At 72.9% G+C, this 25615-nt stretch carries 21 protein-coding genes; 9 read left to right on the forward strand and 12 right to left on the reverse strand.

The genetic code is table 11. From position 1 onward, the window contains the following. Nucleotides 1–7: 7 nt before the first annotated feature. Nucleotides 8–796, reverse strand: a complete 789-nt coding sequence (locus ACTWLT_RS04890; protein WP_252416781.1) for a sporulation protein — start codon at nucleotides 794–796, stop codon at nucleotides 8–10. 228 nt (nucleotides 797–1024) lie between these two features. On the opposite strand from ACTWLT_RS04890, the gene sigB reads away from it, so the two are divergent. Continuing rightward, complete coding sequence (gene sigB, locus ACTWLT_RS04895; protein WP_305884688.1) at nucleotides 1025–2041, forward strand: RNA polymerase sigma factor SigB; 1017 nt, start codon at nucleotides 1025–1027, stop codon at nucleotides 2039–2041. A 77-nt stretch (nucleotides 2042–2118) separates the two neighbouring features. Here sigB and ACTWLT_RS04900 read toward each other — a convergent pair whose 3' ends face one another. Genes ACTWLT_RS04900 through ACTWLT_RS04910 form a run of 3 tightly spaced genes read right to left on the reverse strand, consistent with a single transcriptional unit; the run spans nucleotide 2119 to nucleotide 6777 of the window. After that, nucleotides 2119–4674, reverse strand: coding sequence for a bifunctional acetate--CoA ligase family protein/GNAT family N-acetyltransferase (locus ACTWLT_RS04900; protein WP_445317299.1), 2556 nt, complete (start codon nucleotides 4672–4674; stop codon nucleotides 2119–2121). Between the two features lie 22 nt (nucleotides 4675–4696). Next, on the reverse strand, nucleotides 4697–5878 hold the full coding sequence (locus ACTWLT_RS04905) for an acetoin utilization protein AcuC (RefSeq protein ID WP_445317300.1): 1182 nt from the start codon (nucleotides 5876–5878) through the stop codon (nucleotides 4697–4699). Nucleotides 5879–5916: 38 nt separating this feature from the next. Beyond that, nucleotides 5917–6777 carry a sulfurtransferase gene (locus tag ACTWLT_RS04910; RefSeq protein WP_445317301.1) on the reverse strand — a complete coding sequence of 287 codons (861 nt, stop codon included), beginning with the start codon at nucleotides 6775–6777 and terminating at the stop codon, nucleotides 5917–5919. Nucleotides 6778–6877: 100 nt separating this feature from the next. On the opposite strand from ACTWLT_RS04910, the gene ACTWLT_RS04915 reads away from it, so the two are divergent. Then, nucleotides 6878–7567: an iron-dependent transcriptional repressor DtxR gene (locus tag ACTWLT_RS04915; RefSeq protein WP_252416563.1), complete on the forward strand. Its 690-nt coding sequence runs from the start codon at nucleotides 6878–6880 to the stop codon at nucleotides 7565–7567. Nucleotides 7568–7588: 21 nt separating this feature from the next. Here ACTWLT_RS04915 and ACTWLT_RS04920 read toward each other — a convergent pair whose 3' ends face one another. From ACTWLT_RS04920 to ACTWLT_RS04930, 3 genes are all read right to left on the reverse strand, one after another. Further along, complete coding sequence (locus ACTWLT_RS04920) at nucleotides 7589–8137, reverse strand: hypothetical protein (RefSeq protein WP_445317302.1); 549 nt, start codon at nucleotides 8135–8137, stop codon at nucleotides 7589–7591. Nucleotides 8138–8260: 123 nt separating this feature from the next. Continuing rightward, on the reverse strand, nucleotides 8261–8515 hold the full coding sequence (locus ACTWLT_RS04925) for a DUF5522 domain-containing protein (RefSeq protein ID WP_252416565.1): 255 nt from the start codon (nucleotides 8513–8515) through the stop codon (nucleotides 8261–8263). 34 nt (nucleotides 8516–8549) lie between these two features. Then, a complete protein-coding gene (locus ACTWLT_RS04930; protein WP_445317303.1) occupies nucleotides 8550–9539 on the reverse strand; it encodes an asparaginase in 990 nt (329 codons plus the stop codon). Nucleotides 9540–9717: 178 nt separating this feature from the next. On the opposite strand from ACTWLT_RS04930, the gene ACTWLT_RS04935 reads away from it, so the two are divergent. From ACTWLT_RS04935 to ACTWLT_RS04950, 4 genes are all read left to right on the forward strand, one after another. After that, the gene (locus ACTWLT_RS04935; RefSeq protein WP_445317304.1) at nucleotides 9718–10992 is read left to right on the forward strand and encodes an MFS transporter; all 1275 of its coding nucleotides are present in this window, start codon (nucleotides 9718–9720) and stop codon (nucleotides 10990–10992) included. Nucleotides 10993–11062: 70 nt separating this feature from the next. Beyond that, the gene (locus tag ACTWLT_RS04940) at nucleotides 11063–11626 is read left to right on the forward strand and encodes a dihydrofolate reductase family protein (RefSeq protein WP_445317305.1); all 564 of its coding nucleotides are present in this window, start codon (nucleotides 11063–11065) and stop codon (nucleotides 11624–11626) included. A 36-nt stretch (nucleotides 11627–11662) separates the two neighbouring features. Then, on the forward strand, nucleotides 11663–12523 hold the full coding sequence (locus tag ACTWLT_RS04945; RefSeq protein WP_445317306.1) for an alpha/beta fold hydrolase: 861 nt from the start codon (nucleotides 11663–11665) through the stop codon (nucleotides 12521–12523). Between the two features lie 34 nt (nucleotides 12524–12557). After that, nucleotides 12558–13514: a MerR family transcriptional regulator gene (locus ACTWLT_RS04950; RefSeq protein ID WP_445317307.1), complete on the forward strand. Its 957-nt coding sequence runs from the start codon at nucleotides 12558–12560 to the stop codon at nucleotides 13512–13514. Here ACTWLT_RS04950 and ACTWLT_RS04955 read toward each other — a convergent pair. Beyond that, complete coding sequence (locus ACTWLT_RS04955; protein ID WP_445317308.1) at nucleotides 13498–14433, reverse strand: DUF2332 domain-containing protein; 936 nt, start codon at nucleotides 14431–14433, stop codon at nucleotides 13498–13500. The genes ACTWLT_RS04950 and ACTWLT_RS04955 overlap by 17 nt on opposite strands. 161 nt (nucleotides 14434–14594) lie before the next feature. Here ACTWLT_RS04955 and ACTWLT_RS04960 point away from each other — a divergent pair, with 161 nt between their 5' ends. Further along, a complete protein-coding gene (locus tag ACTWLT_RS04960; RefSeq protein ID WP_445317309.1) occupies nucleotides 14595–15707 on the forward strand; it encodes an FAD-dependent monooxygenase in 1113 nt (370 codons plus the stop codon). Nucleotides 15708–15888: 181 nt separating this feature from the next. Here the strand turns inward: ACTWLT_RS04960 and ACTWLT_RS04965 are convergent, their stop codons facing one another. Together ACTWLT_RS04965 and nrdR are read right to left on the reverse strand one after the other, a co-directional pair. After that, nucleotides 15889–18771: a vitamin B12-dependent ribonucleotide reductase gene (locus ACTWLT_RS04965; RefSeq protein WP_252416573.1), complete on the reverse strand. Its 2883-nt coding sequence runs from the start codon at nucleotides 18769–18771 to the stop codon at nucleotides 15889–15891. 62 nt (nucleotides 18772–18833) lie between these two features. Further along, nucleotides 18834–19337: a transcriptional regulator NrdR gene (gene nrdR, locus ACTWLT_RS04970; protein WP_363751613.1), complete on the reverse strand. Its 504-nt coding sequence runs from the start codon at nucleotides 19335–19337 to the stop codon at nucleotides 18834–18836. Between the two features lie 595 nt (nucleotides 19338–19932). Between nrdR and lexA the strand changes: the two genes are divergently transcribed. Then, nucleotides 19933–20718, forward strand: coding sequence for a transcriptional repressor LexA (lexA, locus tag ACTWLT_RS04975; RefSeq protein WP_425746158.1), 786 nt, complete (start codon nucleotides 19933–19935; stop codon nucleotides 20716–20718). 43 nt (nucleotides 20719–20761) lie between these two features. Here lexA and ACTWLT_RS04980 read toward each other — a convergent pair whose 3' ends face one another. Together ACTWLT_RS04980 and hflX are read right to left on the reverse strand one after the other, a co-directional pair. After that, on the reverse strand, nucleotides 20762–22414 hold the full coding sequence (locus ACTWLT_RS04980) for a hypothetical protein (protein WP_445317310.1): 1653 nt from the start codon (nucleotides 22412–22414) through the stop codon (nucleotides 20762–20764). Between the two features lie 50 nt (nucleotides 22415–22464). Then, the gene (gene hflX, locus ACTWLT_RS04985) at nucleotides 22465–23919 is read right to left on the reverse strand and encodes a GTPase HflX (RefSeq protein WP_445317311.1); all 1455 of its coding nucleotides are present in this window, start codon (nucleotides 23917–23919) and stop codon (nucleotides 22465–22467) included. Between the two features lie 184 nt (nucleotides 23920–24103). Between hflX and ACTWLT_RS04990 the strand changes: the two genes are divergently transcribed. Further along, nucleotides 24104–25570: an NAD-dependent malic enzyme gene (locus ACTWLT_RS04990; protein ID WP_445317312.1), complete on the forward strand. Its 1467-nt coding sequence runs from the start codon at nucleotides 24104–24106 to the stop codon at nucleotides 25568–25570. Nucleotides 25571–25615 lie beyond the last annotated feature (45 nt).

Raw genomic sequence — 25615 nt, forward strand, 5'->3', positions numbered from 1 at the left:
GGGTGGGTCAGGAGAAGAGGCCTCGGCGGGTGAGGGACTGGCGGAGCCAGTTGTCCAGTTCGGCGGTCCAGTCGGTGCGGTCGGCGGTGGCGTGGTCGACCGTGAACCGGCCGAAGGCGTCCCGACCCTCGGTGAAGACGCCGCCGCGCTTGTCGACCTCCAGCACCACCTGCATCCGCTGCGCGTCGGCGATGAAGGTGACCTCCAACTGGTTGATCGAGCGGGCGTACTGCGGCGCCGGGCTGAACTCGATCTCCTGGTAGAACGGCAGCGTCTGCCGTACGCCGTAGATGTGGCCACGCTCCACATCGGCGCGGGCGAACCGGAAGCCCAGCCGCAGCAATGCGTCCAGCAGGCGCTCCTGCGCCGGCAGCGGGTGCACCGACACCGCGTCCAGGTCGCCCTTGTCGACGGCGCGGGCCACCTCCAGCTCGGTACGCAGACCCATCGTCATGCCGTGCAGGTGCTGCCCGTACAGCTCGGTGACCGGCGTCTCCCACGGCACGTCGAAGCGGAACGGGATGTCGTGGCGCTGCCCCGGCTCCAACCGGAACGCGCCGGTGACCTGCTGGCGGTGGAACTCCTGGGTGGTGTCGTAGTCGTTGTCACCGCTCTCCACCTCGACCCGGGTGACCAGGCCGAGAGTCACGTGGTCGATGTCGACCTGGTGGTCACCACCGATCACCTGGATGCGGCCCTCCAACTGGCCGCCGGGGCGGCAGTTCGGGTTGGCGAGCACCGTCTCCACGGATGGGCCGCCGACCCCCATCGCCTTCATGAGCCGCTTGAAGACCACACCGTCCTCCATCCGCCGTCACGCCGACCCCGGGTGGCCGACCGTCGGCACGGTAGCCGGGGTGGGCAAGGCACACCCGGATGACACACCGCTCCGCCGATCCGACCGGATTCCTGTCGGGTGCCCGATCGCCTCACTCCCGTTTCACGCCCCGCCCGCCAAGCTGTGTCTCACACCGGCACCACTGGGCCGGAGGCACGGCACAGACGTGGACACGGGGAGACAGAGATGGTCCTGCAGATGACGGAACACCGGACGCGCCCGGCCGCCAGCACCGACACCGACGGGGCCAGCGAGGTCCTCGTCGACCTGGACGCCACCGACGAGCGCGGCATCTCCACCGACCTGGTTCGGGCGTACCTCAACGGGATCGGCCGGACGAAGCTGCTGACCGCGGCGCAGGAGGTCGACCTGGCCCGGCGCATCGAGGCCGGCCTGTTCGCCGACGAGAAGCTGGCCACCTGCACCCCGGTGTCGCCGGAGCTGCGGGCCGATCTGGAGCTGATCGTCGCGGAGGGCCGCGCTGCCAAGGACCATCTGCTGGAGGCGAACCTGCGGCTGGTGGTCAGCATCGCCAAGCGCTACACCGGGCGCGGGATGGCCTTCCTCGACCTGATCCAGGAGGGCAACCTCGGCCTGATCCGCGCGGTGGAGAAGTTCGACTACGCCAAGGGCTACAAGTTCTCCACGTACGCCACCTGGTGGATCCGGCAGGCGATCACCCGCGCGATGGCCGACCAGGCCCGCACCATCCGCATCCCGGTGCACATGGTCGAGCAGGTCAACCGGATGGTCCGGGCGCGCCGCGAGCTGGCCGTGTCGCTGGGCCGCGAACCCACGGTCGCCGAGGTGGCCCGGGCGCTGGAGATCCCCGAGTTCCAGGTCATCGAGCTGATCTCCTACGACCGGGAGCCGGTCAGCCTGGACCAGGCCGTCGGCGACGACGGCGAGAGCGCGCTCGGCGACTTCGTGGCGGCGGTGGACCCGCGCGGCGACCTGGGCGACGCGGCCGCGCAGGGCGAGTTGCGCAACGAGGTGAGCATCGTGCTGGCCACCCTGTCGCAGCGGGAGCAGGCGGTCATCCGGCTCCGGTTCGGGCTCGACGACGGCCGGCAGCGCACCCTCGACGAGGTGGGTCGCGAGTTCGGCCTCTCCCGGGAGCGGATCCGGCAGATCGAGAAGGTGACGCTGCTGAAGTTGCGCGCCCCGGAGCGGGCCCAGCGCCTGGAGGCGTACGCCTGCTGACGCACCGGTTCCCACGGAAGGCCCCGGCGGTTCGCCGGGGCCTTCCGTGCGTCCGGGACAGGCCAGGTCAGGTCAGGTCAGAGGCGGCGGGGGCCGGTGTCGGGTCGGGCGGCCGCGCCGCCGACGCGTACCTGGGCGTGCAGGACCGAGATGCCGTCCGGGCGGGCGAGCACCGGGTTGAGGGTCAGCGAGCGTACCCGGGGCTGCTCGTCGGCGAGCTGACCCACCCGCAGCAGCAGGTCGGCCAGGGCCGCCCGGTCGACCGGTGCGGCGCCCCGGTGCCCGCGCAGCAGTGGCGCCGCGCGCGGCTCGTCGACCAGCTCCGCGGCGTCCCGGTCGGTCAGCGGCACCGCCCGCCAGGCCCGGTCGCCGAGCAGCTCGGTGGCGACCCCGCCGAGGCCGAAGCCGACAACCGGCCCGAACGCCGGATCCTCCACCAGCTCCACGACGCAGGCGACCCCGGGCGCGACCATCGGCTGGACCAGCACGCCCGCGCCGAAGGCCGCCGCCAGCTCCGCGTACGCCCGGCGGACCGTCGGCTCGTCGGGCAGGTCGAGCCGGACCGCACCGAGGTCGAGCCGGTGTCGCAGCCCCGGGGCCTCGGCCTTGAGCGCGACCGGGAAACCCAGCCGCGCCGCCGCGTCGGCCGCCGCGTCGGCCGAGTCGGCGGGCACCGAGGCCACCACGTCGATGCCGTACGCGGCCAGCAGCGCGGTCGGGTCGGGAGGGTCGGCGCGCAGCGCGGTCTGCGCGGCGGTCCGGTCGACGCGGGGCAGCTCGGGTGCCACCCCGGGCGGGCGGCGCAGCCAATCGGCGTACCGGTGCACGCGGGCGAGGGCACGGACCGCCTCCTCCACACCTCCGTACGCCGGCACGCCGGCCGGCAGCCGGCCGACCAGGAACGTCGCCACGGTGGGCTTGCCCAGCGCGAGCACGGCGGGCAGCGCGGCGGTGACGTCGGCGTCCACATCGGTGAGCTGGCCGGGCAGTGGTGGGGCGATGACCACCACCAGCGCGTCCACCCGGTCGTCGCCGGCCGTCTCGGCCAGCGCCGCGGCGAACTCGGCGGCGCCGGCACGGGGACCGACGTCGCGGGGGTAGCCGTCGACGACGGTGAGACCCTGCCCGACGCAGGCGGTGGCGGCCAGGCCGGTGAGCGCCGAGGAGTTGCCGACCACGCCGACGCGACCGCCAGCCGGCAGCGGCTGGTTGGCCAGCAGGACGCCCACGTCGAGCAACTCCGGCACGGTGTCCACGCGGATCACGCCGGACTGGGCGAAGAGCGCGGCCACGGCTGCCTCGTCCGGCCCGACGGTGTCGCCCACCCCGACCGGACGGGCCGGCGAGGCGAGCGCGACGACCGGCTTGGCCCGGCCGATCCGCCGGGCCAGCCGGGCGAACTTGCGCGGGTTGCCGAAGGTCTCCAGGTACAACATGATCACGTCGGTGCCGGGGTCGTCCTGCCAGTACTGCAGCAGGTCGTTGCCGGAGACGTCGGCCCGGTTGCCGGCCGAGACGAAGCTGGACAACCCGAGGCCACGCCGGTCGGCCTCGGCGAGCAACGCCACCCCGAACGCACCGGACTGGCTGAAGATGCCCACCCGGCCGGCCGGCGGCAGCGCCGGGGCGAGGGTGGCGTTGAGGCGTACCGCCGGGTCGGTGTTGGCCACACCGAGACAGTTCGGGCCGACCACCCGCATGCCGGCGGCGTGCGCCGCGCGGACGAGGGCCCGCTGCGTGGCCGCGCCCTCGGCGCCGGCCTCGGCGAAGCCGGCCGAGATCACCACCAGACCGTGCACACCGGCGGCGGCCGCGTCGGCCACCACCGCGGTCGCCGCCTCCGGCGGGACGGCCACCACCGCCAGGTCCACCGGTGACCCGGCGGCGACCGCCGACGGGTACGCGGGCAGCCCCGCCACGGTCGACGCGCTCGGATGCACCGGCACCACCGCGCCGGTGAAGCCGCCGTCGCGCAGGTGCCCGAGCACCGCCGCGCCGACGCCCTGGCCGGTGGCGCTGGCACCGTAGACGGCGATGCCGCGCGGGACGAGCAGCCGGGCGATCGAGCGGGCCTCGGTGCGGTGCTCCCGGCCGCGCTGCACCTCCAGCGTGGCCTCCGTGGGCGCGATCGGGAAGCTCAGATGCACCACGCCGTCGGCGTACTCGCGCTGGACCTGGTAGCCGAAGTCGGCGAAGACCCGCAGCATCGTGCCGTTGGCCGGTAGCACCTCGGCGACGAAGCTCATGATGCCGTTGCGCCGGGCGGCGTCGGCCAGGTGCTCCATCAGCACCGACCCGATGCCCCGGCCCTGGTAGGCGTCCTCCACCACGAAGGCCACCTCCGCCTCCGGGGCCTGCGGGCCGAGCCGTTCGTAGCGGCCCACCGCCACGATCTGGTCAGCGGCCAGCACCACGAACGCCTCCCGGTCGCGGTGGTCCACCGTGACGAAGCGGACCAGATCGCGCTCGGGGATACGCGGGTACGGCGAGAAGTAGCGCAGGTAGCGGGTGCGCTCGGAGAACCGGCCGTGCATCGCCACGATGCCCGGCGCGTCGGCCGGGTTGATCGGTCGCAGTTGGACGGTGCTGCCGTCGCTGAGCAGCACGTCCACCGGCTGGTCCACGGTCGTCACCGGCGCGCTCCTGCGGCCCGGCTCAGTCGCGCGGATCGTACGGGTCGAGCCCGAGCAGCGGGAAGACCGTCTTGCGGGTGGCCGCGATCGCCCGGTCCACCGCGTTCGGCTCGCCGGTCGGCTGCCACGGCTCGAACGACGGGTCCGCGTCGTCGGTCATCCGCAGCGGCACCTCCCGGCCCGGGCCACGGGCGGCGGCCAGTGCCCGCCACGCCGGCGGGGTGAGCGTCGCCGGGTCGACCGGAGCACCGGTGGCCACGGCCAGCAGGTGCGTCCAGGCCCGGGGCACCACCTCGACCAGCGCGTACCCGCCGCCGCCGGTGGCCACCCAGCGGCCGTCGCACAGCTCGTCGGCGAGCGCCCGCAACGCCAGGTAGGTGGCCCGCTGCCCGTCCACCGTCAGGTTCAGGTCGGCGAGCGGGTCCAGCCGGTGCCCGTCGGCGCCGCACTGGCTCACCAGCACCTGCGGTCGGAACGCCCGCAGCACCGACGGCACGATCGCGTGGAACGCCCGCTGCCAGCCGGTGTCGTCGACGCCCGGCGGCAGCGGCATGTTCACGGCGGTGCCCTCTGCGCCCGGCCCACCGGTCTCGTCCGGGAAGCCGGTGCCCGGGAAGAGCGCGAGCGGGGTCTCGTGCAGGCTGACCGTGAGCACCCGGGGGTCGTCCCAGAAGATCTCCTGCACCCCGTCGCCGTGGTGCACGTCGACGTCCACGTACGCGATCCGCTCGGCACCGAGGTCGAGCAGGCGCGCGATGGCGACCGCGGGGTCGTTGTAGACACAGAAGCCGGAGGCCCGGGCCGGCATCGCGTGGTGCAGGCCACCGGCCACGTTCACGGCCCGGCGCGCGTCACCCCGCCAGACCGCCTCGGCGGCGGCGACGGTGGCGCCGGCGATCAACGCGCTGGACTCGTGCATCCCGTCGAAGATCGGGTTGTCGGAGGTGCCCAGCCCGTAGCCGGCGAACAGCGGGTCGTGCGGCGCCGCACGCACCGCGGCCAGGTAGGCCGGTTGGTGCACCCGGGCCAGCAGGGCGTCGTCGGCGGGCTCCGGCTTGACCAGGCGTACGCCTGGGCGGTCCAGGATGCCCAGCTCGCGGGCGAGCGCGACGGTCAGCTCCACCCGGACCGGGTCGAGTGGATGCTCACCCATGTCATAGGCGAGCAGCGACTCGTCCCACACCACCACCGTGTCGTCGGACATGAGCCCATCGTCGCACGGGGACCGTCCGCACGCGCTGGTCAGCGGCCGGGTGTCGGCCCCGAGGCGACCGGCCGGGTCGGGTCGGCCACCCAGTTGCTCCACGATCCGACGTAGAGCGCCGCGTCCGGTCGGCCGGCCAGGTGCAGCGCGAGAACCGCCTGCGCGGCGGTCACCCCGGACCCGCAGTACGCCCCGACGGACCGTGCACCGGTCACGCCTGCGGCGGCGAAACGCTCGCGCAGCACGTCGGCGGCGAGGAAACGCCCGTCCGGGCCGACGTACTCCCCGGCGGGCAGGTTCGCGGCGCCCGGCACGTGCCCGGCGACCGGGTCGATCGGCTCGACCTCGCCGCGGTAGCGGGGTGCGGCCCGTACGTCGAGCAGAACGGCGTCGTCGTCGGCCGCCAGGGCGGCGGCCTGCCCGGCGTCGAGCACCGGGAGGTCGCCCGGGCGCACCTCGACGTCACCGGCGGCCGGGGCGGGTGCCGTGGTGGAGACGGGCCGGCCGGCGGCGACCCAGGCCGGGTAGCCGCCGTGCAGCAGTCGGACCGGGCGGTGCCCGGCCCAGCGCAGCGTCCACCAGGCCCGGGCGGCGGCCAGACCGTCGCCGCCGTCGTACACGACCACGGGGTGACCGGCGCGGACGCCGGCGGCCCGCAGAGCGGCCTGCAACGCGGCCGGGTCGGGCAGTGGGTGCCGGCCGCCCGCGCCGGGCGGCCCGCACAGCGCGGTGTCCAGGTCGACGAAGACCGCGCCGGGCAGGTGACCGGCCAGGTAGTCGTCGTGGCCGGGCGGGCCGGTGAGCCGCCAGCGGACGTCGAGCAGGGTGGGCGGCTCGGCGCGGTCGAGCTCCGCGGCGAGGCCGTCGACCTCGACCAGCGGCTCCTGGGTAACGGACATGGCGACCATCCAACACCATCCGGGCCGTCGGCTCGCGGCTCGGCGGCGGTCGATCGCCGTTCTCCGAGGTAGCATCGTGCACCGGAGGGCCGCTGACGTCATGAAGTCTCACGACCTGGTCGACACGACCGAAATGTACCTGCGCACCATCCTCGAGTTGGAGGAGGAAGGTGTGCCGCCGCTGCGTGCCCGCATCGCCGAGCGGCTGAAGCAGAGCGGTCCGACGGTGAGCCAGACCGTCGCCCGCATGGAGCGCGACGGCCTGCTCACGGTCGAGGGCGACCGGCACCTGATGCTCACCGCCCAGGGCCGTGGCAGCGCCGTGTCCGTGATGCGCAAGCACCGCCTCGCCGAGCTGCTGCTGGTCAACGTCATCGGGATGCCCTACGAGGAGGCCCACGAGGAGGCCTGCCGCTGGGAGCACGTGATGAGCGACGCCGTGGAGAAGCGGGTGTACGACCTGCTCAACCGGCCGACCCGCTCCCCGTACGGCAACCCGATCCCGGGGCTGGAGGAGCTGGGCTCGCCGGAGCCGGAGTCCGCCGCGGCGGGCGAGGGAGAGCGCAACCTGGCCTTCCCCGGCCTGTCCGGGCCGGTCGTGGTGCGCCGGATCTGCGAGAGCGTGCAGACCAACGCCGACGTGCTGCGCCAACTGCACGCCGCCGGCGTCGACCCGGGCGCGACGGTGATGGTGGCCCAGGAGCGCGACGGGGTGTCGATCGACCGCTCCGGCGACCGGGTCCGGTTGCCCCGCGAGGTCGCCTCCCGGGTCTTCGTCGCCGCCAACTGACCGAGCACGCCGGCCCGGGCGTCACAGCGCCCGGGTGTCCACCTTCTTGGCCAGTGCGATCAGGTCGGCGGTCCGCTTCTCGGCCGCCGACCTTTCGGTGCCGCGCCCGCCGGTCCAGGTCAGCTCCGCCATCCGGCCGTCGCCGGCCAGCCAGCCCACCTCGGCGACCGGTCCGTCTCCGCCCGCCGCCGCCAGGGTCCGCCGGTACGCCTGCTGCCCCAGCCCGGTGACCTTCGCCGCCTTGTCCGGCACCATGTCGGCGCCGAAGGTGGCCTTGTCGATCTTCGTTTCGGTCACCGCCAACGTCAGCTCCGGCAGCGCCGCGCGCTCGGCCCGGAGCACGCAGGTGTAGGTGTCGTCGCGCTCGCTGGCCGCCGCCACGTCGAAGCGCACCTTGACCACCTGCTCGATCACCGTGAAGTCCAGCAGCCGGCAGGCGCCACCCGAGGAGGCCGCCGCCACGTCCACCGCGATCGGCGCCGGCGGCGGCACCGCCACCGGCTCCGCCTCGGCGCCGCAGCCGCTCACCAGCAGCCCTGCCAGCCCGGCGACCACGATCCGCCCGCGCACGCTCCACCCTCTCGCCCGGTCGACGGCGGAAGGTGCCCGCCGGAGGTCCGTCGGACACCGTACGGGGTGTCCGGGTCGGGCGGAAGCCCTCGTTCGGCAGGTCCGCCCGGACCCGGCCGGCGCTCATTGCGCCGGCGGGTCATCCACGTACGGACAGTGCCGGCAGCCGCGTCCACAGCAGGTGCCGCGCCGGGCCAGGAAACCGGCACTGAGCACGAACAACCCGGTCTCCGGATCGAGGTAGCCGGCCTCCCCGGCGGCCAGCGCGGCGGCGTGCGCGGCGAGGACCCGAGCCCGGTCGGGGTGCTCGGGCGGCAGCCGGGACGGGTGCGGCTCGCTCAGCGGCCGGTCCGCCAACGGTCGTCGCTCTCCGGTCACCGCAGCAGTCTAGGGACGCCGTCCGGGGCCCGGCTCAGCCGTGTGTGGCCAGCGCGGCGGCCACCCCGTCGCGGCCGGCACCGCCAGCCAGCAGCAGCCGCAGCAGCACCCGCGCCTTGTACGGGTCGAGCAGCCCTCCGTTGAGCAGCCCGCGGCGTTGCAGGTCGGTCTCCGAGCCGACCGCCCCGTAGGTGTGTCGCAGCACCGATCCGGCGCCGGAACGGGAGGTGAGCACGACCGGCATCCGGGCGGCGAGGTCCCCGAGCACCGGGGCCAGCACGGCGGGCACGTGCCCCACCCCGAAGCCGGCCACCACCAGGCCCTGGTGGGTTTCCGCCAGGCCGTCCAGCAGCAACCCGTCGTCGTCGAGCGTCACCACGTACAGGGCGACCCGGGTCGCGTCGAGCCGGTCCGGGTCGACCGGCGGCAGCGGCTCGTGCCGCCGCGGCCGGGTCAGCATCCGTACCTCTCCCTCGATCACCTGCCCGACCGGGCCGGCGTTGGGCGCGGCGAAGGTGGCGGTGCTGGTGCTGTGCGTCTTGCGCAGCCAGCGGGCGGCGTGCACCTCGTCGTTGACGGCGACCAGCACACCCAGGTCACGGGCGTCCGGCGCGGCGGCCACCCGCAGAGCCGCCAGCAGGTTCGCCGGCCCGTCGGCGCCGGCCAGGGTGGGGTTGCGCATCGCGCCGGTGAACACCAGCGGGGCGGCGTGCGGCCAGACCAGGTCGGCCAGGAACGCCGTCTCCTCCAGCGTGTCGGTGCCCTGGGTGACCACCACGCCGGTCGCGCCGGCGGTCACCGCCCGGGACGCCTCCCCGACCACGTCGAGCAGCTGCCGGCCGGTCAGGTGCGCGCTGGGCACCGCGTGCGTGTCCCGCACGTCCACGGGCACGCCCAGCTCGGCGAGCCCGGGCACGGCGGCGGTGAGATCCGCGCCGGTCAGCCGGGTCACCACGCCCGGGCGGCCGGCATCGACGCCGCCCATCGCGATCGTGCCACCGAGGGTGATCAGAGCGATGGACACGGGTGGACCCTCCGTTCCGCCGTCGGGTGCCGGCGGCCCTGGGACCGTACCCGCCCGACCTGGCCGGGCCGGCACCCGCCAGGCGGCGGCGAAATGCGGTGTCGCGGAGGATCGCGGCCTCGATACAGTCCCCCGGCCGCCGGCCGGCGCGCGTGGACCGCACAGACAGGCAGTGCCCGTGACCCAGCAGCTGACCCAGGCCCCGGCTGGCACGACGGGAAACGGCCCGTCGCTGTGGCGCAGCAGGAAATTCCTGCTGCTCTGGGGTGGGCAGACGGTCAGCGAGCTGGGCACCCGGATCGCGAACGTGGCGGTGCCGCTGCTGGCCGCCGACACCCTGAACGCCAGCGTGTTCCAGGTCTCCCTGCTGACCGTCCTGGCCTGGCTGCCGTACCTGCTCTTCTCGCTGCCGGCGGGCATCGTGGTCGACCGGCTCGACCAGCGGCGGCTGATGATCGCGTGCGACCTGGGCCGGGCCGCGCTCATGCTGTCGCTGCCGGTGGCCGCCCTGGTCGGTCAGCTCACCCTTGTCTTCCTGTACGTGGTGGTCGGGCTCGGCGGGGTGCTCACCGTGCTGGTCACCGTGGCGTACAAGAGCATGCTGCCCCGGCTGGTGCCGGCGGACCTGCTGGTGGACGGCAACGCCAAGCTCACCATCAGCCAGGACGCCGCCGAACTCGTCGGCCCGACGGTCAGCGGCGCGCTGATCGGCCTGGTCGGCGCCGCGCGGACGTTCCTGGCGAACGGGTTCGCCTTCCTGGTCAGCGCCCTGACGCTGATCCTGATCCGGCAGGCGCCGGTACGCCGCGAGCCCGCCCCACGGGTGCCGCTGCGGGTGGAGCTGACCGACGGGCTCGGCTTCATCCGGCGACAACCGATCCTCGTGAGCATCCTGGCCTGCACCACCTGGTCGAACTTCTGGGTCATGGCGTCCAGCTCCATCGAGGTGACCTTCCTGGTGCGCGAGCTGCACGCCAGCCCGGTGCAGGTGGGGCTCGTCTTCTCGGTCAGCGCCGTCGGCGGGCTGATGGTGGGGGTGCTGGCCGCCCGGCTGTCGGCCTGGCTCGGTTCGGCCCGGGTGATCTGGGTGGCGATGACCGCGCCGGGGCCGTTCTACCTGCTCATGCCGCTCGCCCAGCCCGGTTGGGGCGTCCTGCTCTACGGGGCGGGGTTGGCCGCTTTCTCGGCGAACGCGGTGCTGTACAACGTGGCGGCGATGACCTACCGGCAGCGGATCACCCCACCGGCGATCCTCGGCCGGGTCAACGCGGCGTTCCTGTGGATCTGTTTCGGGGTGATCCCGCTCGGCGCGCTGACCGGCGGCGCGCTCGGCACCGCGCTGGGACTGCGCGGCGCGCTCTGGGTGTGCGTGCTGGGCACCTGGGCCGCCTGCCTGTTCGTGGTCTGCTCCCCGCTGCGCCGGATGCGGGACATGCCACCGGTGTCGCCGTGACGTCGGCGATTTCGTCGTAGGGTCCGACGATGCTCGACCCGACATCCATCGACGAACGCGAAGGGACACGATGCGGAAGATCGTTGTGCACATGAGTCTGTCGCTGGACGGGTTCTTCGAGGGCCCGGGCGGCGACCTCGGCTGGCACCAGGTCGACGACGAGCTGCACCAGCACTTCAACGACGTCATCGCCCCGATGGGTGGGTTCCTCAACGGGCGGGTCAGCTACGAGCTGATGGCCGCGTTCTGGCCGACCGCCGACCAGGACCCGACCGCCAGTGGCCCGATGCGCGAGTACGCCCGCATCTGGCGGGACATGCCCAAGATCGTCTACTCCCGCACGCTCGACCACGCCGACTGGAACGCCACCGTGGTGCGTGAGGTCGACGTCGAGCAGGTCCGCAAGCTCACCGCCGAACCCGGCGGCGACCTGGCGCTCGGCGGAGCCGATCTGGCTGCCACCTTCGCCCGGCACGACCTCATCGACGAGTACCGGACCTACGTCCACCCGGTGCTGCTCGGCCGGGGCCGCCGGCTCTTTCCCGACACCGACGCGCCGACCGGCTTGCGGCTGGTCGAGAGCCGGACGTTCGGCAACGGCGTCGTGCTGCTCCACCATGAGCGGACACGCTGACCCCCGGGTGGCCAGCCGTTCTGGCAGGCTCTGGGCATGACCACCTTCGTCGCGCCGGACGGGACCACGCTCGCGTACCGGACCGTCGGCGGCGGCGCCCCGCTGCTCTGCCTGCCCGGCGGCCCGGCGCGCGACTCGGCGTACCTCGGTGACCTCGGCGGTCTGGGCGCGTACCGGACGCTGGTCATCCCCGACAGTCGGGGCACCGGCCGGTCGGCCGTGCCGGCGGACGTCTCCAGCTACCGCTGTGACCGTCTGGTCGGTGACGTGGAGGCGCTGCGCCGGCACCTGGGCCTCGACCGACTGGACCTGCTCGGGCACTCCGCCGGCGCCAACGTGGCGGTGCAGTACGCCACCCGGCACCCCGGGCGGGTGGGCCGGCTCGCGCTGGTGACCCCGAGCACCCGGGCGGTGGGGCTCACGGCGACCGCCGCGCTCCGCGCGGAGGTCACCCGGGTCCGGGCCGGCGAGCCCTGGTACCCGGAGGCGATCGCGGCACTGGACTCCATGGTGTCCGGTCGGGCCACCGCCGACGCCTGGCAGGCGATAGCGCCGTTCTTCTACGGCCGGTGGGACTCGGCCGCCGAGGCGCACCAGGCGGCCGAGCCGGGCCAGCGCAACCAGGAGGCGGCCCGGGTCTTCGGCGCCGACGGCGCCTTCGACCCGCCGGCCGCCCGGGCCGCGCTCGCCGCGCATCGCGGCCCGGTGCTGCTGCTCGCCGGCGAGGTGGACCTCGGCGCGCCGCCGGGCCTGGTGGCCCAGCTCGGCGCACTGATGCCGGGCGCCGACCTGGTCGTCCAGCCCGGCGCGGGACACTACCCGTGGCTCGACGACGCCGACCGGTTCACCGCGACACTCACCGCGTTCCTGGAAGGGGCGTCGGCACCGGCCGCTTGAGTCTCCACCGGGGGGAGACAGCAGGGTGAGGGGCATGAACGGCGAGACGCGCTACACGATCGGCGCACTGGCCCGGCGGACCGGCCTGAGTGTCAAGACCATCCGCTACTACGCCGACCGCGGGATCGTGCCACCCACCGACCGGAGCCCTGCCGGCTACCGCCGCTACGGCCCGGAGGCCGTGGCCCGGCTGGAACTCGTCCGGACCCTCCGTGACCTGGGCGTCGACCTGGCCGCGATCCGCCGGGTGGTGGACCGGGAGGTGCCGCTGCACGAGGTGGCCGCGGCGCACGCCGAGGCGTTGGCCGTGCAGATCCGCGTGCTGCGGCTACGCCAGGCGGTGCTCGGCGCGGTGGCACGGCGAGCCGGAAGCGTCGAGGAGATGGAGCTGCTGCACACCCTCGCCCGGCTCTCCGGCCAGGAACGTCGCCGGCTGGTCGCCGACTTCCTCGACGCGGTCTTCGACGGCCTGGCCACCACACCGGCGTACCCGGGGGTCATGCGGTCGCTGACCCCGGAGCTGCCCGACGATCCTCGCATCGAGCAGGTGCAGGCGTGGGTGGAGCTGGCCGAGCTGGCCCAGGACCCGGACTTCCGGGCCAGCATGCGACGGCTGGTCCGCCAGTACGCGGCCGACCACGACGTTCCGGGGCTGCCCCGGCCGGACGCGGTCGCGGTCGTCCGGGACGCGGTGGCCCCCGCCCTGGCCGCCGGTCTCGATCCGACCGGGCCCGAAGCCGACGCCGTGGTGGCGGCGGTCATCGACCGGTACGCGCGCCTCACCGGCCGGCCCGACGACGCCGACCTGCGCCAACGGCTGCTGGACCGGCTGGACACGGCGAACGACCCCCGCCGGGACCGGTACCTCGACCTGCTCGCGGTGGTCAACGGTTGGCCGACCGGCGGCGGGGTGGCGCCGGCGCTGGAGTGGTTCGGCCGGGCACTGCGCGCCCGGCTGCCTTCGTCGAACGGCGTCAGCCGAACCAGGTGATCGCCTGGCCGTGGCCTCGGGTCCAGGCCAGCGGCCTGCCGTCCAGCGCCAGGACGTTGTGCAGCGCCTCGTCGGGTGGGTCCGGCAGCCCGGCGTGGGGCAACACCTCCGGGGCCTCGTTGGCGACCCAGTGCCCGGGCAGCCCCCGGACCAGCCGCACGAACGCCTCCCGGCGCGGCGCGGGCACCTGGTAGAGCACGGAGGTGTGGAAGACCACCAGCGTCGCGCCGGCCGGTGCCCGCGCGGCCAGCGCCGGCAGGTCGTCCACCAGATCGCCGCGAACCAGCAGTGGCGGCTCGGCCGCGGCGACCGCCGCAGCTGCCCGCAGCCGCTCCCGCCGGTGCGCGTGCTCCGGCCAGATCAGCGCGTCCAACCAGGACACGTCCGCCGGATCGGTCACGTCGAGCGGGTTGAGGTCCAGACCGGCCCGCCACACCACCTCTGGTACGCGCACCGGTGGCACCAACCCGCTGGCCGCGCACTCCAGCACCGGCTCCCCCGCGCCGACCCGGTGCTCGCCGTAGCGGTAGCCGTACCGGTCGGGATAGAGGCAGAGCCCGGCGGACGCCCCGACCTCCAGCAGGGCCAGCGGCTGCGGCAACGCGGCGAGCACCGGCAGCAGAACCGCGCACCGGCCGGCCTCGTTCGTCTGCGTGGCCCGGGTGCTCATCTGCGCCTCGACTGCCGGCCAGTTCGCGACCGTGTAGTCGTGGAACGCCGCCGGGTCCTCGACCGGGCCGCCGAGCCACCGGACGACCCCGAACAGCAGGTTCGGCTGCCGCTTGGCCGGCGGGAGCCCATCGAGCAGGGCGAGCAACTCGTCGTCGCGGGACACCGCCCGGGACAGTCGCTCGTACGCGGGTGAGACCCCGCGCACCTCACGGCTGGCGAACCGGGTATATGCCTCAGCGGTCGTCATGCCCTGATCGTCCCAGCCAGCCCCCGACAATTCACACCCCGTTGCCCCGGCCGTGTCCCCGATGCCGTGTGCCGCCTTTGCCGCCTCGTAGAGTTCGGCGGCGGTCGGGACGGTGAGCGGCAGCTCAGCCGGCCGCAACGGGCAACGGGGAGGTACGGGTCGTGCGGGGTGACGGTGTCCGGGTACTGATCGTCGGCGGTGGTGTCGCCGGACTGGCGACGGTCGTCGCGCTGCGCGACTGGGGCGCCACGGTCGACGTGGTCGAGCGGGCGCCCGGTCCGTCCGACTCCGGCACCGGCATCTACCTCACCGGCAACGCGACGCGGATGCTCGACGTACTCGGCCTGTGGGAGCCGGTCGCCGACACCGCCGTGCAGATCGGGCGGCAGCGCAGCGCCAACCAGCGCGGCCGACGCCTCTTCGACATCGACGTCGCCGCCCTGTGGCACGGCGTCGGACCCTGCGTCTCGTTGCCCCGGGCGCAGTTGCACCGGGCGTTGCTCGCCGGTGTCGGTGACGTACCGGTCCGCTGGGGTCGCCAACCCGTCGCACTCGTCTGGGAGGGACACCGCGTCGCCGTCGAGTTCGACGACGGCAGCACCGGACGGTACGACCTGGTGATCGGCGCCGACGGGGTGCACTCGACCGTCCGGCGGCTCGCCTTCGACGGCCGGGCGGCCCGATCCCTCGGCCAGTACGCGTACCGCTGGCTCGCTCCCCGCATCGACGCCGAACCGGTGTGGTCGGTGCAGTTGGGGCGCGGTCGGCAGTTCCTCACGATCCCGATCAGCGCCGAGCAGACGTACTGCTACTACAACGACGGCCCGGTGGCGGACCGGCCCGGCTGGCGCGACGAGCTGGCCGCCACGTTCACCGAACCGGCCGCCATGATGCTCAAGGCCCTCGACGCCGACGACAGCACCCTGCACGCCGGGCCGAACCAGGAGGTCGTGCTCGACTTCTGGTCCCGAGGGCCGGTGGTGCTGATCGGCGACGCCGCCCACGCCACCTCACCGAACATGGCCCAGGGTGCGGCGATGGCCCTGGAGGACGCCGTCGTGCTCGCCACGTCGCTCGCCGCCAGCGGGAGCGTCACCGAGGCGCTGCGCGGGTACGAGGCGCGCCGCCGGCCGCGTACCAACTGGGTGCTCAGCCAGACCCACCGTCGGGACAAGGCCACCGGGCTCCCGCCGGTGCTGCGCGACACGGTGCTGCGCCGCCTCGGCGAGCAGATGTTCCGGTCGAACTACGGCCCCCTGTTCGCCCAGCCCTGACCTGCCCCGGTCAGGAACCGGGGTACCAACCACGGCGAGCGGTATACCTCAGAGTCATAAATATGCCGCTCAGGTATACCGGCTTCAGGCGAGATCCCATCGGTGGGGACCTGCGAAGGGCCCAGAGCGAACTGCCCCGACCTCCGATGACGGAGGCCGGGGCAGCGCGATTTCGCGTACGTCAGCTGCAGCCGCTGGTGGAGCCGCAGCCCTCGCAGACGTAGCAGCTACCGGCCGGGCGCATCTTCGTACCGCAGGTGAAGCAGAGCGGCGCGTCGGCGGCCTTGCCGATCACGGCCTCCAGCAGTTCGGTGCTGGAACCCACGTTCGGAGCCGGCTTGGCGACAGCAGCGTCGGCCATCTCCTGGGCCGGCTGGGCGACGGCCTCCGGCTTGGCCGGGGCCTCCACCGGCGCCGAGGACGCCATCGCGGTCAGCTCCGCGCCGGTGACGCCGGCTGCTTCCGCGTCGGCCTCGGCCCGCAGCTGGGCGGCCCGCTCGCTGGCGGTGAAGATGCCCAGCTCGGCGCGGCGCTCGTACGGCAGGAAGTCCAGCGCCAGGCGACGGAAGATGTAGTCCATCACCGACGCCGCCATGCGCACGTCCGGGTCGTCGGTCATACCGGCCGGCTCGAAGCGCATGTTGGTGAACTTGCTGACGAACGTCTCCAGCGGCACGCCGTACTGCAGACCGATGCTGATGGCCACCGAGAAGGCGTCCATCACACCGGCCAGGGTGGAGCCCTGCTTGGACATCTTGAGGAAGACCTCGCCGAGACCGTCGTCCGGGTAGGACGACGCGGTGAGGTAGCCCTCGGCGCCGCCGACGGAGAAGGAGACCGTCTCGGAGGGGCGCTTCTTCGGCAGGCGCTTGCGCACCGGCCGGTACTCGACGACCTTCTCGACGACCGGCGCGGCCTCGACGGCGGCCGGGGCGGCCGTCTTGTTGGACTTGGCCACCGACAGCGGCTGGCCGACCTTGCAGTTGTCCCGGTAGATCGCCAGCGCCTTGAGGCCGAGCTTCCAGCCCTCGAAGTAGATCTTCTCGACGTCCTCGACGGTGGCCGCCTCCGGCATGTTGACCGTCTTGGAGATGGCGCCGGAGACGAACGGCTGGATCGCCGCCATCATCCGCACGTGGCCCATCGGGGCGATGGAGCGCTCGCCCATCGCGCAGTCGAAGACCGCGTAGTGCTCCGGCTTGAGGCCCGGGGCGTCCACCACGTGGCCGTGGTCGGCGATGTGCTCGATGATCGCCTCGACCTGCTCCTCGGGGTAGCCGAGGCTGCGCAGCGCGCGCGGAACGGTCTGGTTGACGATCTGCATCGAGCCACCGCCGACCAGCTTCTTGAACTTGACCAGCGCCAGGTCCGGCTCCACGCCGGTCGTGTCGCAGTCCATCATGAAGCCGATGGTGCCGGTCGGCGCGAGGACGCTGGCCTGCGAGTTACGCCAGCCGAACTTGTCGCCGATCTTGTTGCCCTGGGTCCACTGCCTGGTCGCCTCGCGGACGATTGCGGTGGCCACCGTTCCGGCCGGCTTGATCTCGTCGTTGGCGGCAGCGTGCTTGCGCATGACCCGCTTGTGCGGCTCGGCGTTGCGGGCGTAGCCGTCGTACGGGCCGACGACCCCGGCCAGCTCGGCGGAGCGGCGGTAGGCGGTGCCGGTCATCAGCGAGGTGATCGCCGCGGCGACCGAGCGGCCCTGCTCCGAGTCGTACGGCATCCCGGAGGCCATCAGCAGCGCGCCGAGGTTGGCGTAGCCGATGCCGAGCTGCCGGTAGGCGCGGCTGGTCTCACCGATCTTCTCCGTCGGGAAGTCGGCGAAGCAGATCGAGATGTCCATGGCGGTGATGACGAACTCGACCGACTTGACGAACTTCTCCACGTCGAAGCTGCCGTCGGCCTTGAGGAACTTCATCAGGTTCAGCGAGGCCAGGTTGCACGAGGAGTTGTCCAGGTGCAGGTACTCCGAGCACGGGTTCGACGCGGTGATCCGGCCGGTCTCCGGGCAGGTGTGCCAGTCGTTGATGGTGTCGTCGTACTGCAGGCCGGGGTCGGCGCACTCCCAGGCGGCCTGGGAGATGGTGCGGAACAACTTCTTGGCGTCGACCGTGTCGATCACCGCGCCGTCCAGCCGGCCGCGCAGGTCGAAGCCGCCGCCGTTCTCGACCGCCGACATGAACTCGTCGGAGACCCGCACCGAGTTGTTGGCGTTCTGGTACTGCACGCTGACGATGTCGGCGCCGCCCAGGTCCATGTCGAACCCGGCGTCACGCAGGGCGCGGATCTTGTTCTCCTCGCGCGCCTTGGTGACCACGAACTCCTCGATGTCCGGGTGGTCGACGTCGAGGATGACCATCTTGGCCGCCCGGCGGGTCGCGCCGCCGGACTTGATGGTGCCGGCGGAGGCGTCCGCGCCACGCATGAAGCTGACCGGGCCGGAGGCGGTGCCACCGGAGGAGAGCAGCTCGCGGGACGAGCGGATCCGCGACAGGTTGACCCCGGAGCCGGAGCCGCCCTTGAAGATCAGCCCCTCCTCCTTGTACCAGTCGAGGATCGAGTCCATCGAGTCGTCGACGGCCAGGATGAAGCAGGCGCTGACCTGCTGCGGCGACGGCGTGCCGACGTTGAACCAGACCGGCGAGTTGAAGCTGAACACCTGGTGCAGCAGCATCCAGGTCAGCTCGTGCCCGAAGATCTCGGCGTCGGCGGGGCTGGCGAAGTAGCCGTACTCCTCACCGGCTGTGCGGTAGGTGCCGACCACCCGGTCGATCAGCTGCTTGAGCGACCACTCCCGCTCCGGGGTGCCCACCGCGCCCCGGAAGTACTTGGTGGTCACGATGTTGGCCGCGTTGACGCTCCACGACTCCGGGAACTCCACCCCGCGCTGCTCGAAGTTGATCGAGCCGTCCCGCCAGTTCGTCATCACGACGTCGCGGCGCTCCCAGCTGACCTCGTCGTACGGGTGGACCCCCTCCGTCGTCCACACGCGCTCGATCTTCAGCCCGGCGCTCGCGCTGGCCTTGTTCCGTGACCTGCTTGTCGTCACACCATCCCCCGACATCTCATCCGCCCCCTCGTCCACGCGGTCACCCGCCGCGCGTCCACCTGTCAGCAACACAAACCTCAATTGGTACGGCCGGCGGTCCCCGCCGCCCCGGCCTCCGCCACGCCCTCCCGGGCGCGGGCGGCGGCCCGCAATGTCTCGATCTCCTGCTCGAAGTCGGCGAGCGAGTCGAAGGACCGGTAGACGCTGGCGAACCGCAGGTACGCCACCTCGTCCAGGTCCCGCAGGGGGCCCAGGATCGCCAGGCCCACGTCGTGGCTGGGAATCTCGGCCGCGCCCTTGGCCCGTACGGTCTCCTCGACCTTCTGGGCCAGCAGGGCGATCGAGTCCTCGTCGACCGGCCGACCCTGGCACGCCTTGCGCACCCCGCCGATGATCTTCGTTCGGCTGAACGGCTCGGTCACCCCGCTGCGCTTGACGACCGCGAGGACCGCCTCCTCGACGGTGGTGAACCGCTTGCCGCACTCCGGGCAGGACCGTCGCCGTCGGATGAGCTGGCCGTCGTCGGCCTCCCGCGAGTCGACCACCCGGGAGTCAGCGTGCCGGCAGTACGGACACCGCATCGCCCACCTCCAAATAAATGATCAACTCGTGGTGCAACCGAGCACTTCCGGACACGACCCACCACGGCGGTGCACCGTCGAATGGTGCCCTCCGTGATCGACGTTACGGGAGTGCGGTCGGTAGTCGGACCCAACCTGTAGGCAACTTACGCCCGTGTCACTACTACATCTAGGGGTCGACCGTATGTCGCTGGCGAACCGGGGTCAAGTTGGCCGGCGTGTCCGGCGCGTCACGGACCATCCGGTCATCCGGACCCGTCCGCTCCGCCGGAAGACCCAACGCCGGGACCCCGCCCGAGTTACCGGCCGACAGGCCGGAGTAGCCCGGAAACCAGCCGACGATCGAACACCCGTGCTATCCGACGTACCATTTATCAGAACATCCGTACGACCGGAGCGGTTTTTCACCCCGACACGCCGGTGAGAGGTCGTACAGATGTTTGAAAATGACCGATCTCACCTATACGGTCAGGAACAACCGGGCGCGATGGATCTTCAGGACACCCGGCGACGCACCACCCTCAGCACCTGCCGTGGCACCACCGCACGCACCACGAGCCGACGAGGCACCCAGCGCCGACCAGGGAGGACGGACGTGACCGAGGACCGGGCCAGCCGGCCGAAGAGCCCGCAGCAGATCACCGAGGCGGGCCCCCCGGCCACCCGACGCCGCACCGCCGCGCGCAGCCGGACGGGTCAGCCCGCCGTGCGCCCGGTCACACCGGTGGTCAGCGCCTTCCCCGACCCGGCGACGGTCGACCTGACCGCCCGCCAGCGCCGCATCCTGGAGTTCATCCGCACCTGGGTGGAGCGGCACGGCTACCCGCCGAGCGTTCGCGAGATCGGCGAGGCGGTCGGCCTGGTGTCGCCGTCCAGCGTCGCCTACCAGCTCAAGGAGCTGGAGAAGAAGGGCTTCCTGCGCCGCGACCCCAACCGGCCGCGCGCGGTGGACGTCCGCGCCCCCAGCGAGGCCATCGACGACGAGCTGAGCCGCGCGCAGCGGCCGACCCCGGCGTACGTGCCGATGCTCGGCCGGATCGCCGCCGGTGGCCCCATCCTCGCCGAGCAGGCCGTGGAGGACATCTTCCCGCTGCCCCGCGAGCTGGTGGGCGAGGGTGAGGTCTTCATGCTCCAGGTCAAGGGCGACTCGATGCTCGACGCCGCGATCTGCGACGGCGACTGGGTGGTCGTCCGGCAGCAGCCGACCGCCGACTCGGGTGAGATCGTGGCCGCCATGCTCGACGGCGAGGCGACCGTGAAGACCTACCGGCGGCGCGACGGGCACGTCTGGCTCATGCCACAGAACCCGGCCTTCGACCCGATCCCCGGCGACGACGCCACCATCATGGGTCGGGTCGTGGCGGTGCTGCGCCGCATCTGACCGGTCCGCGGGTGGGTGTCGCCGACGCTCACCCGCGCTGGCGTCAGTAGCGGTCGCCCCGGTGGCCGCGACCGCCCCCGGGATACTGCCCGTACGGGTCACCGGGCACGTCCTCGTCCCGCCTGCGGCCAGGTCGCTGACCACGGTAGTCGGGCTCCGGCCCGCCACGCCGGGGCGGCTCGGCACGACCGGTGCCGGGCTGGCCACCACCGCCGCCGTACACCCCACCGCCGGGACGACCACCGCCGCCCGGGGGACGCCCCCCGCCGCCACCCGCCGGCCGGCCACCGCCACCCGCCGGGGGACGACCGCCGCCGTAGACACCACCACCGGCCCCGCCGCCGCCCGGCCGGGCCGGACCGTAGCCACCATCGGCAGCCGCCGGGCGGCCACCGCCGTACACCGCGCCACCGGCCGGGGCCGGACCGCCACGGCCCCCGCCGTAGACCCCACCACCGGCGGGCGGGCCACCGCCGTAGACGCCGCCCGGGCGGTCGCCGGCCGCCGGGAAACCATCGTCGCCACGGCCGCCCCGCGGGTTGACGGGCCGCTCGTCCGGATCGGACGTGTCGGCGGCCGGTGGCCGTCGGCGGGCCCGGAGGATGCCGATGATGCCGGCACCGACCAGCAGCAGACCGACCAACCCGACCGCACCGACCAGGTACGTGATGTCGTTGAAGCTCAACCCGTCGATCCAGGACTTCGAGGCGGCCGGCTTGGCACCACCGGCGGCCGCCAGCGGCGCCGCCGTGGAGGTGGACGGCGTGTAGCTGAGAATGTCGACCGTCTCTTCCTCGGTGAACCGCTGACCGTCGGAGACGGTGAGGAAGGTCTTGCCGTCCGAGGTGTAGCTGATGGCCTCACCGAACGGGTCGGCGAGCGGCGTCACCCGGGGCTTCACGGTGGTGAGCGCAGCGACGATGTCACCGCCGGCCACGTCGTACTCGAAGGCGTCCGCGTAGGTGCGCAGGACCACCCGCGTGCCGTCCGGCGAGCGTGCGGCGCCGGTGATCGCGACCCGACCGAACGTGTTGAGCGGGTTCTCGGTCTGCGTCTGGGGCAGCGAGATGTCGCCGACCTTGCGCATCGGCACCGGGTCGGTGTCGCCGGTCTTCAACGCCGCCGCCGGCGTGTAGATCTCGGCCTTGCCGCTGGTCACCTTCGTGATGATCAGCGGTTTGCCGTCGTCGCCGATGAGCAGCGCCTCGGCGTCGTGGGGCTTGCCCTCGGGGTAGGAGAGACGGTGCAGCACCGGCTGCTTGGCGCCGGTGACCGGCATCGACCAGAGTGCGACCCGGGTCCGGCGCTCCTTCGAGGTGGTGTTGTCGCCGGTGTCGGCGATCCAGAGGGTGCCGCCGTCCTTGGACAGGGCCAGGTCCTCGGTGTCGAACGGGCCCTGCCCGGAGTACCGGACCGGCTCCTTCGAGATCTTGCACTTGCTGTCCAGGAAGAAGACCCGCTTGCGTGCCGCGTTGTCGGTGCTGTCGTTGACGACGATGTAGCCACTCTTGGTGACCACCAGCCCGGACAGCTCCCGCAGCCGCTCATCGACGATCGTGCAGCGCTTCTTACCGGGCGTGGCTGCCGGCGGCTCGGACGATCCGGGAGCGGGGGCCGCAACGGCGACTCCGGCGAGCGCCACGGTTGCCCCGAGCAGGCCGAGGGCAACCGTGACCGAGGAAACAACGCGGCGCATTCGGCCAGTGTCGCATGCCACGCGTTTCCGTTGGATGACGCCGTGGGCGCTCAGGACGCCACGACGGCCGCCTGCCCCTGCCGCTCGACGTCGAACGGCGCCAGCTCGGCCGCGACCGCCGCACCGACCCGGACGTGCACCAGGGTGCCCTCCGGCAGGTGCGACGTGCTGAGCACCTCGCCGGTGCGGTGCACCCGCGCCACCAGGTCGCCCCGGTCGTACGGCAGCACCGCGCGGACCTCCACGGCCGGGCGCGGCAAACGCTCCTCGATCGCCTCGCGCAGCCCGTCGACGCCCCGCCCGGAGTGCGCGGAGACGAAGATCGCGTCCGGCCAGAGACGCTTCAGCCGGAGCAGCGTGTCCTCGTCGGCCGCGTCGGTCTTGTTGACCACCAGCAGCTCGGGGAGCCGGTCCGCGCCCACCTCGGCGAGCACCTCGTGGACCGCCCGGACCTGCTCCTCCGGGTCCGGGTGGGTGCCGTCGACGACATGCACCACCAGATCCGCCTCGGCGACCTCCTCCAGCGTCGAGCGGAACGCCTCGACGATCTGGTGCGGCAGGTGCCGGACGAAGCCGACCGTGTCGGAGAGGGTGTAGAGCCGCCCGTCGGAGGCCGTGGCCCTACGGGTGGTCGGGTCCAGGGTGGCGAACAGCGCGTTCTCCACCAGGACGCCCGCACCGGTCAGCCGGTTGAGCAGGCTGGACTTGCCGGCGTTGGTGTAGCCGGCGATGGCCACCGCGGGAACGGCGTTGCGGGAACGGCGAGCGCGCTTGGTCTGGCGTACCGTCTTCATGCCCTTGATCTCGCGGCGCAGCCGGGAGATGCGGGTACGGATCCGGCGCCGGTCGGTCTCCAGCTTGGTCTCACCGGGACCACGCAGACCCACGCCGCCGCCAGCGCCACCGCCGCGACCGCTACCACCGGTCTGCCGGGACAGCGTCTCACCCCAACCGCGCAGTCGGGGCAGCAGGTATTCGAGCTGGGCCAGCTCGACCTGCGCCTTGCCTTCCTTGCTCTTGGCGTGCTGGGCGAAGATGTCGAGGATCAGCGCCGTGCGGTCGACCACCTTGACCTTGGTGCGCTGTTCCAGGTTGCGCAGCTGGGACGGGGACAGCTCCCCGTCACAGATGACGGTGTCGGCGCCGGTGGAGAGCACCACCGCACCGAGGTCGTCGACCTTGCCACGGCCGATGTAGGTGGCCGGGTCGGGTCGGGTGCGGCGCTGGATCAGCCCTTCGAGCACCTGGGAACCGGCGGTCTCGGCCAGCGCGGCCAGCTCGGTGAGGGAATTTTCCGCGTCGGTCGCGGTGCCCTCGGTCCAGACACCCACCAGGACGACCCGCTCCAGCCGCAGCTGGCGGTATTCCACCTCGGTGATGTCGGTGAGCTCGGTGGAGAGGCCCGGTACGCGTCGTAGCGACTGCCGCTCCGACAGCTCCATCTCGCCGGTGGTGACGTCGTCGAGCTCGTCCTCGACGGGGACAAAGCTCTCCTGGTCTCGCAAGCGGTTCTCCTGTCCGTTTTGATAAGTAGAAAGTAATCCTGACATGACCCAACGCTCAGCGCACCCGCTATATGCCCGTGCCGAGGGTCGCCAAAAGTGGGGGCGAATGCCGGCCGACCTCGACAACCCGGTAGAAATGCGGGGCGGCGGCCGATCGGCCGCTCAGCCGTGACGGAGGGATCCCGTGGCCATCACCCGACTGCCGAGCGCCGGATTTTCGATCACCATCCGGATCGCCGTGACCGCGGACGCCTCCTCGATCGGCCGGCTGACCACCTCGGTCGGCGAGGCCGGGGCGATCGTCACAGCGCTGGACGTGGTGGACTCGGACCCGACCCACGTGATCGTCGACCTCACCTGCGACACCGCCGACGCGAGCCACGCCGACCAGGTGGTCGACGCGCTGACCGCGCTGGACGGCGTGGACGTGCGCAAGGTGTCGGACCGGACGTTCCTGCTGCACCTGGGCGGCAAGATCGAGGTGACCTCGAAGGTCGCGCTGCGCAACCGCGACGAGTTGTCCCGGGCGTACACCCCCGGGGTCGCCCGGGTCTGCATGGCGATCGCCGAGAACCCGGCCGACGCCCGCCGGCTGACGATCAAGCGCAACACCGTCGCGGTGGTCAGCGACGGCTCGGCGGTGCTCGGGCTGGGCAACCTCGGGCCGGCCGCGTCGCTGCCGGTGATGGAGGGCAAGGCCGCGCTGTTCAAGCGCTTCGGCGGGGTGGACGCCTGGCCGGTGGTCCTCGACACCCAGGACACCGACGAGATCGTGCAGATCGTCAAGGCGATCGCGCCGGCCTACGGCGGCATCAACCTGGAGGACATCGCCGCGCCGCGCTGCTTCGAGATCGAGGCCCGGCTGCGCGAGGCGCTGGACATCCCGGTCTTCCACGATGACCAGCACGGCACCGCGATCTGCGTGCTGGCCGCGCTGACCAACGCGCTGCGGGTGGTGGGCAAGCGGCTTGAGGACGTCCGGGTGGTCGTCTCCGGGGCCGGCGCGGCCGGCACCGCGATCATGAAGCTGCTGCTGCGCCAGGGCGTCGGCGACATCATCGCGTACGACCGGGAGGGTGCCCTGCACCGCGGGCAGGCCGGGCTCAACTCGGCCTGGCAGTGGCTGGCGGACAACACCAACAAGGAGAACTACTCCGGTGACCTGCCGGGCGCGATCCGGGGCGCCGACGTGTTCATCGGTGTGAGCGCGCCGAACCTGCTGACCGGCGACGACATCGCCGCGATGGCCAAGGACTCGATCGTCTTCGCGCTGGCCAACCCGGACCCGGAGGTCGACCCGCGGGAGGCGCGCAAGTACGCCGCGGTTGTCGCCACCGGTCGCTCCGACCAGCCGAACCAGATCAACAACGTGCTCGCCTTCCCGGGTGTCTTCCGCGGCATGCTCGACGCGCACGCGGAGGAGTTCACCGAGGAGATGGCGATCGCGGCCGCGCGGGCCATCGCCGACGTGGTCGGCGAGGAGAAGATCAACCCGACGGTGATCGTGCCGAGTGTCTTCGACTCCCGGGTCGCCCCGGCCGTCGCCGCCGCCGTCCGTGCCGCCGCCCACAACCCGAGCCCGCTGCCGGCCGCCGACCCCGGCCCCGCCGACCTCCCGGAGATCGCCGCCAACGCCAGCGCAACCCCCTGACGAGCAGTCCGGCCCGCGTGTGACGCCGGGAGCGAGGGAGCCGGC

It is taken from the genome of Micromonospora yongxingensis, assembly GCF_052601155.1.

Coding starts and splice junctions, on each gene's coding strand:
- ACTWLT_RS04945 (WP_445317306.1), top strand. CDS start 11,663: ATGACCACCTTCGTCGCGCCGGACGGGACCACGCTCGCGTACCGGACC.
- ACTWLT_RS04955 (WP_445317308.1), bottom strand. CDS start 14,433: ATGACGACCGCTGAGGCATATACCCGGTTCGCCAGCCGTGAGGTGCGC.
- ACTWLT_RS04980 (WP_445317310.1), bottom strand. CDS start 22,414: ATGCGCCGCGTTGTTTCCTCGGTCACGGTTGCCCTCGGCCTGCTCGGG.
- ACTWLT_RS04950 (WP_445317307.1), top strand. CDS start 12,558: ATGAACGGCGAGACGCGCTACACGATCGGCGCACTGGCCCGGCGGACC.
- nrdR (WP_363751613.1), bottom strand. CDS start 19,337: ATGCGGTGTCCGTACTGCCGGCACGCTGACTCCCGGGTGGTCGACTCG.
- sigB (WP_305884688.1), top strand. CDS start 1,025: ATGGTCCTGCAGATGACGGAACACCGGACGCGCCCGGCCGCCAGCACC.
- ACTWLT_RS04965 (WP_252416573.1), bottom strand. CDS start 18,771: ATGTCGGGGGATGGTGTGACGACAAGCAGGTCACGGAACAAGGCCAGC.
- ACTWLT_RS04910 (WP_445317301.1), bottom strand. CDS start 6,777: ATGTCCGTTACCCAGGAGCCGCTGGTCGAGGTCGACGGCCTCGCCGCG.
- ACTWLT_RS04905 (WP_445317300.1), bottom strand. CDS start 5,878: ATGTCCGACGACACGGTGGTGGTGTGGGACGAGTCGCTGCTCGCCTAT.
- ACTWLT_RS04940 (WP_445317305.1), top strand. CDS start 11,063: ATGCGGAAGATCGTTGTGCACATGAGTCTGTCGCTGGACGGGTTCTTC.
- ACTWLT_RS04915 (WP_252416563.1), top strand. CDS start 6,878: ATGAAGTCTCACGACCTGGTCGACACGACCGAAATGTACCTGCGCACC.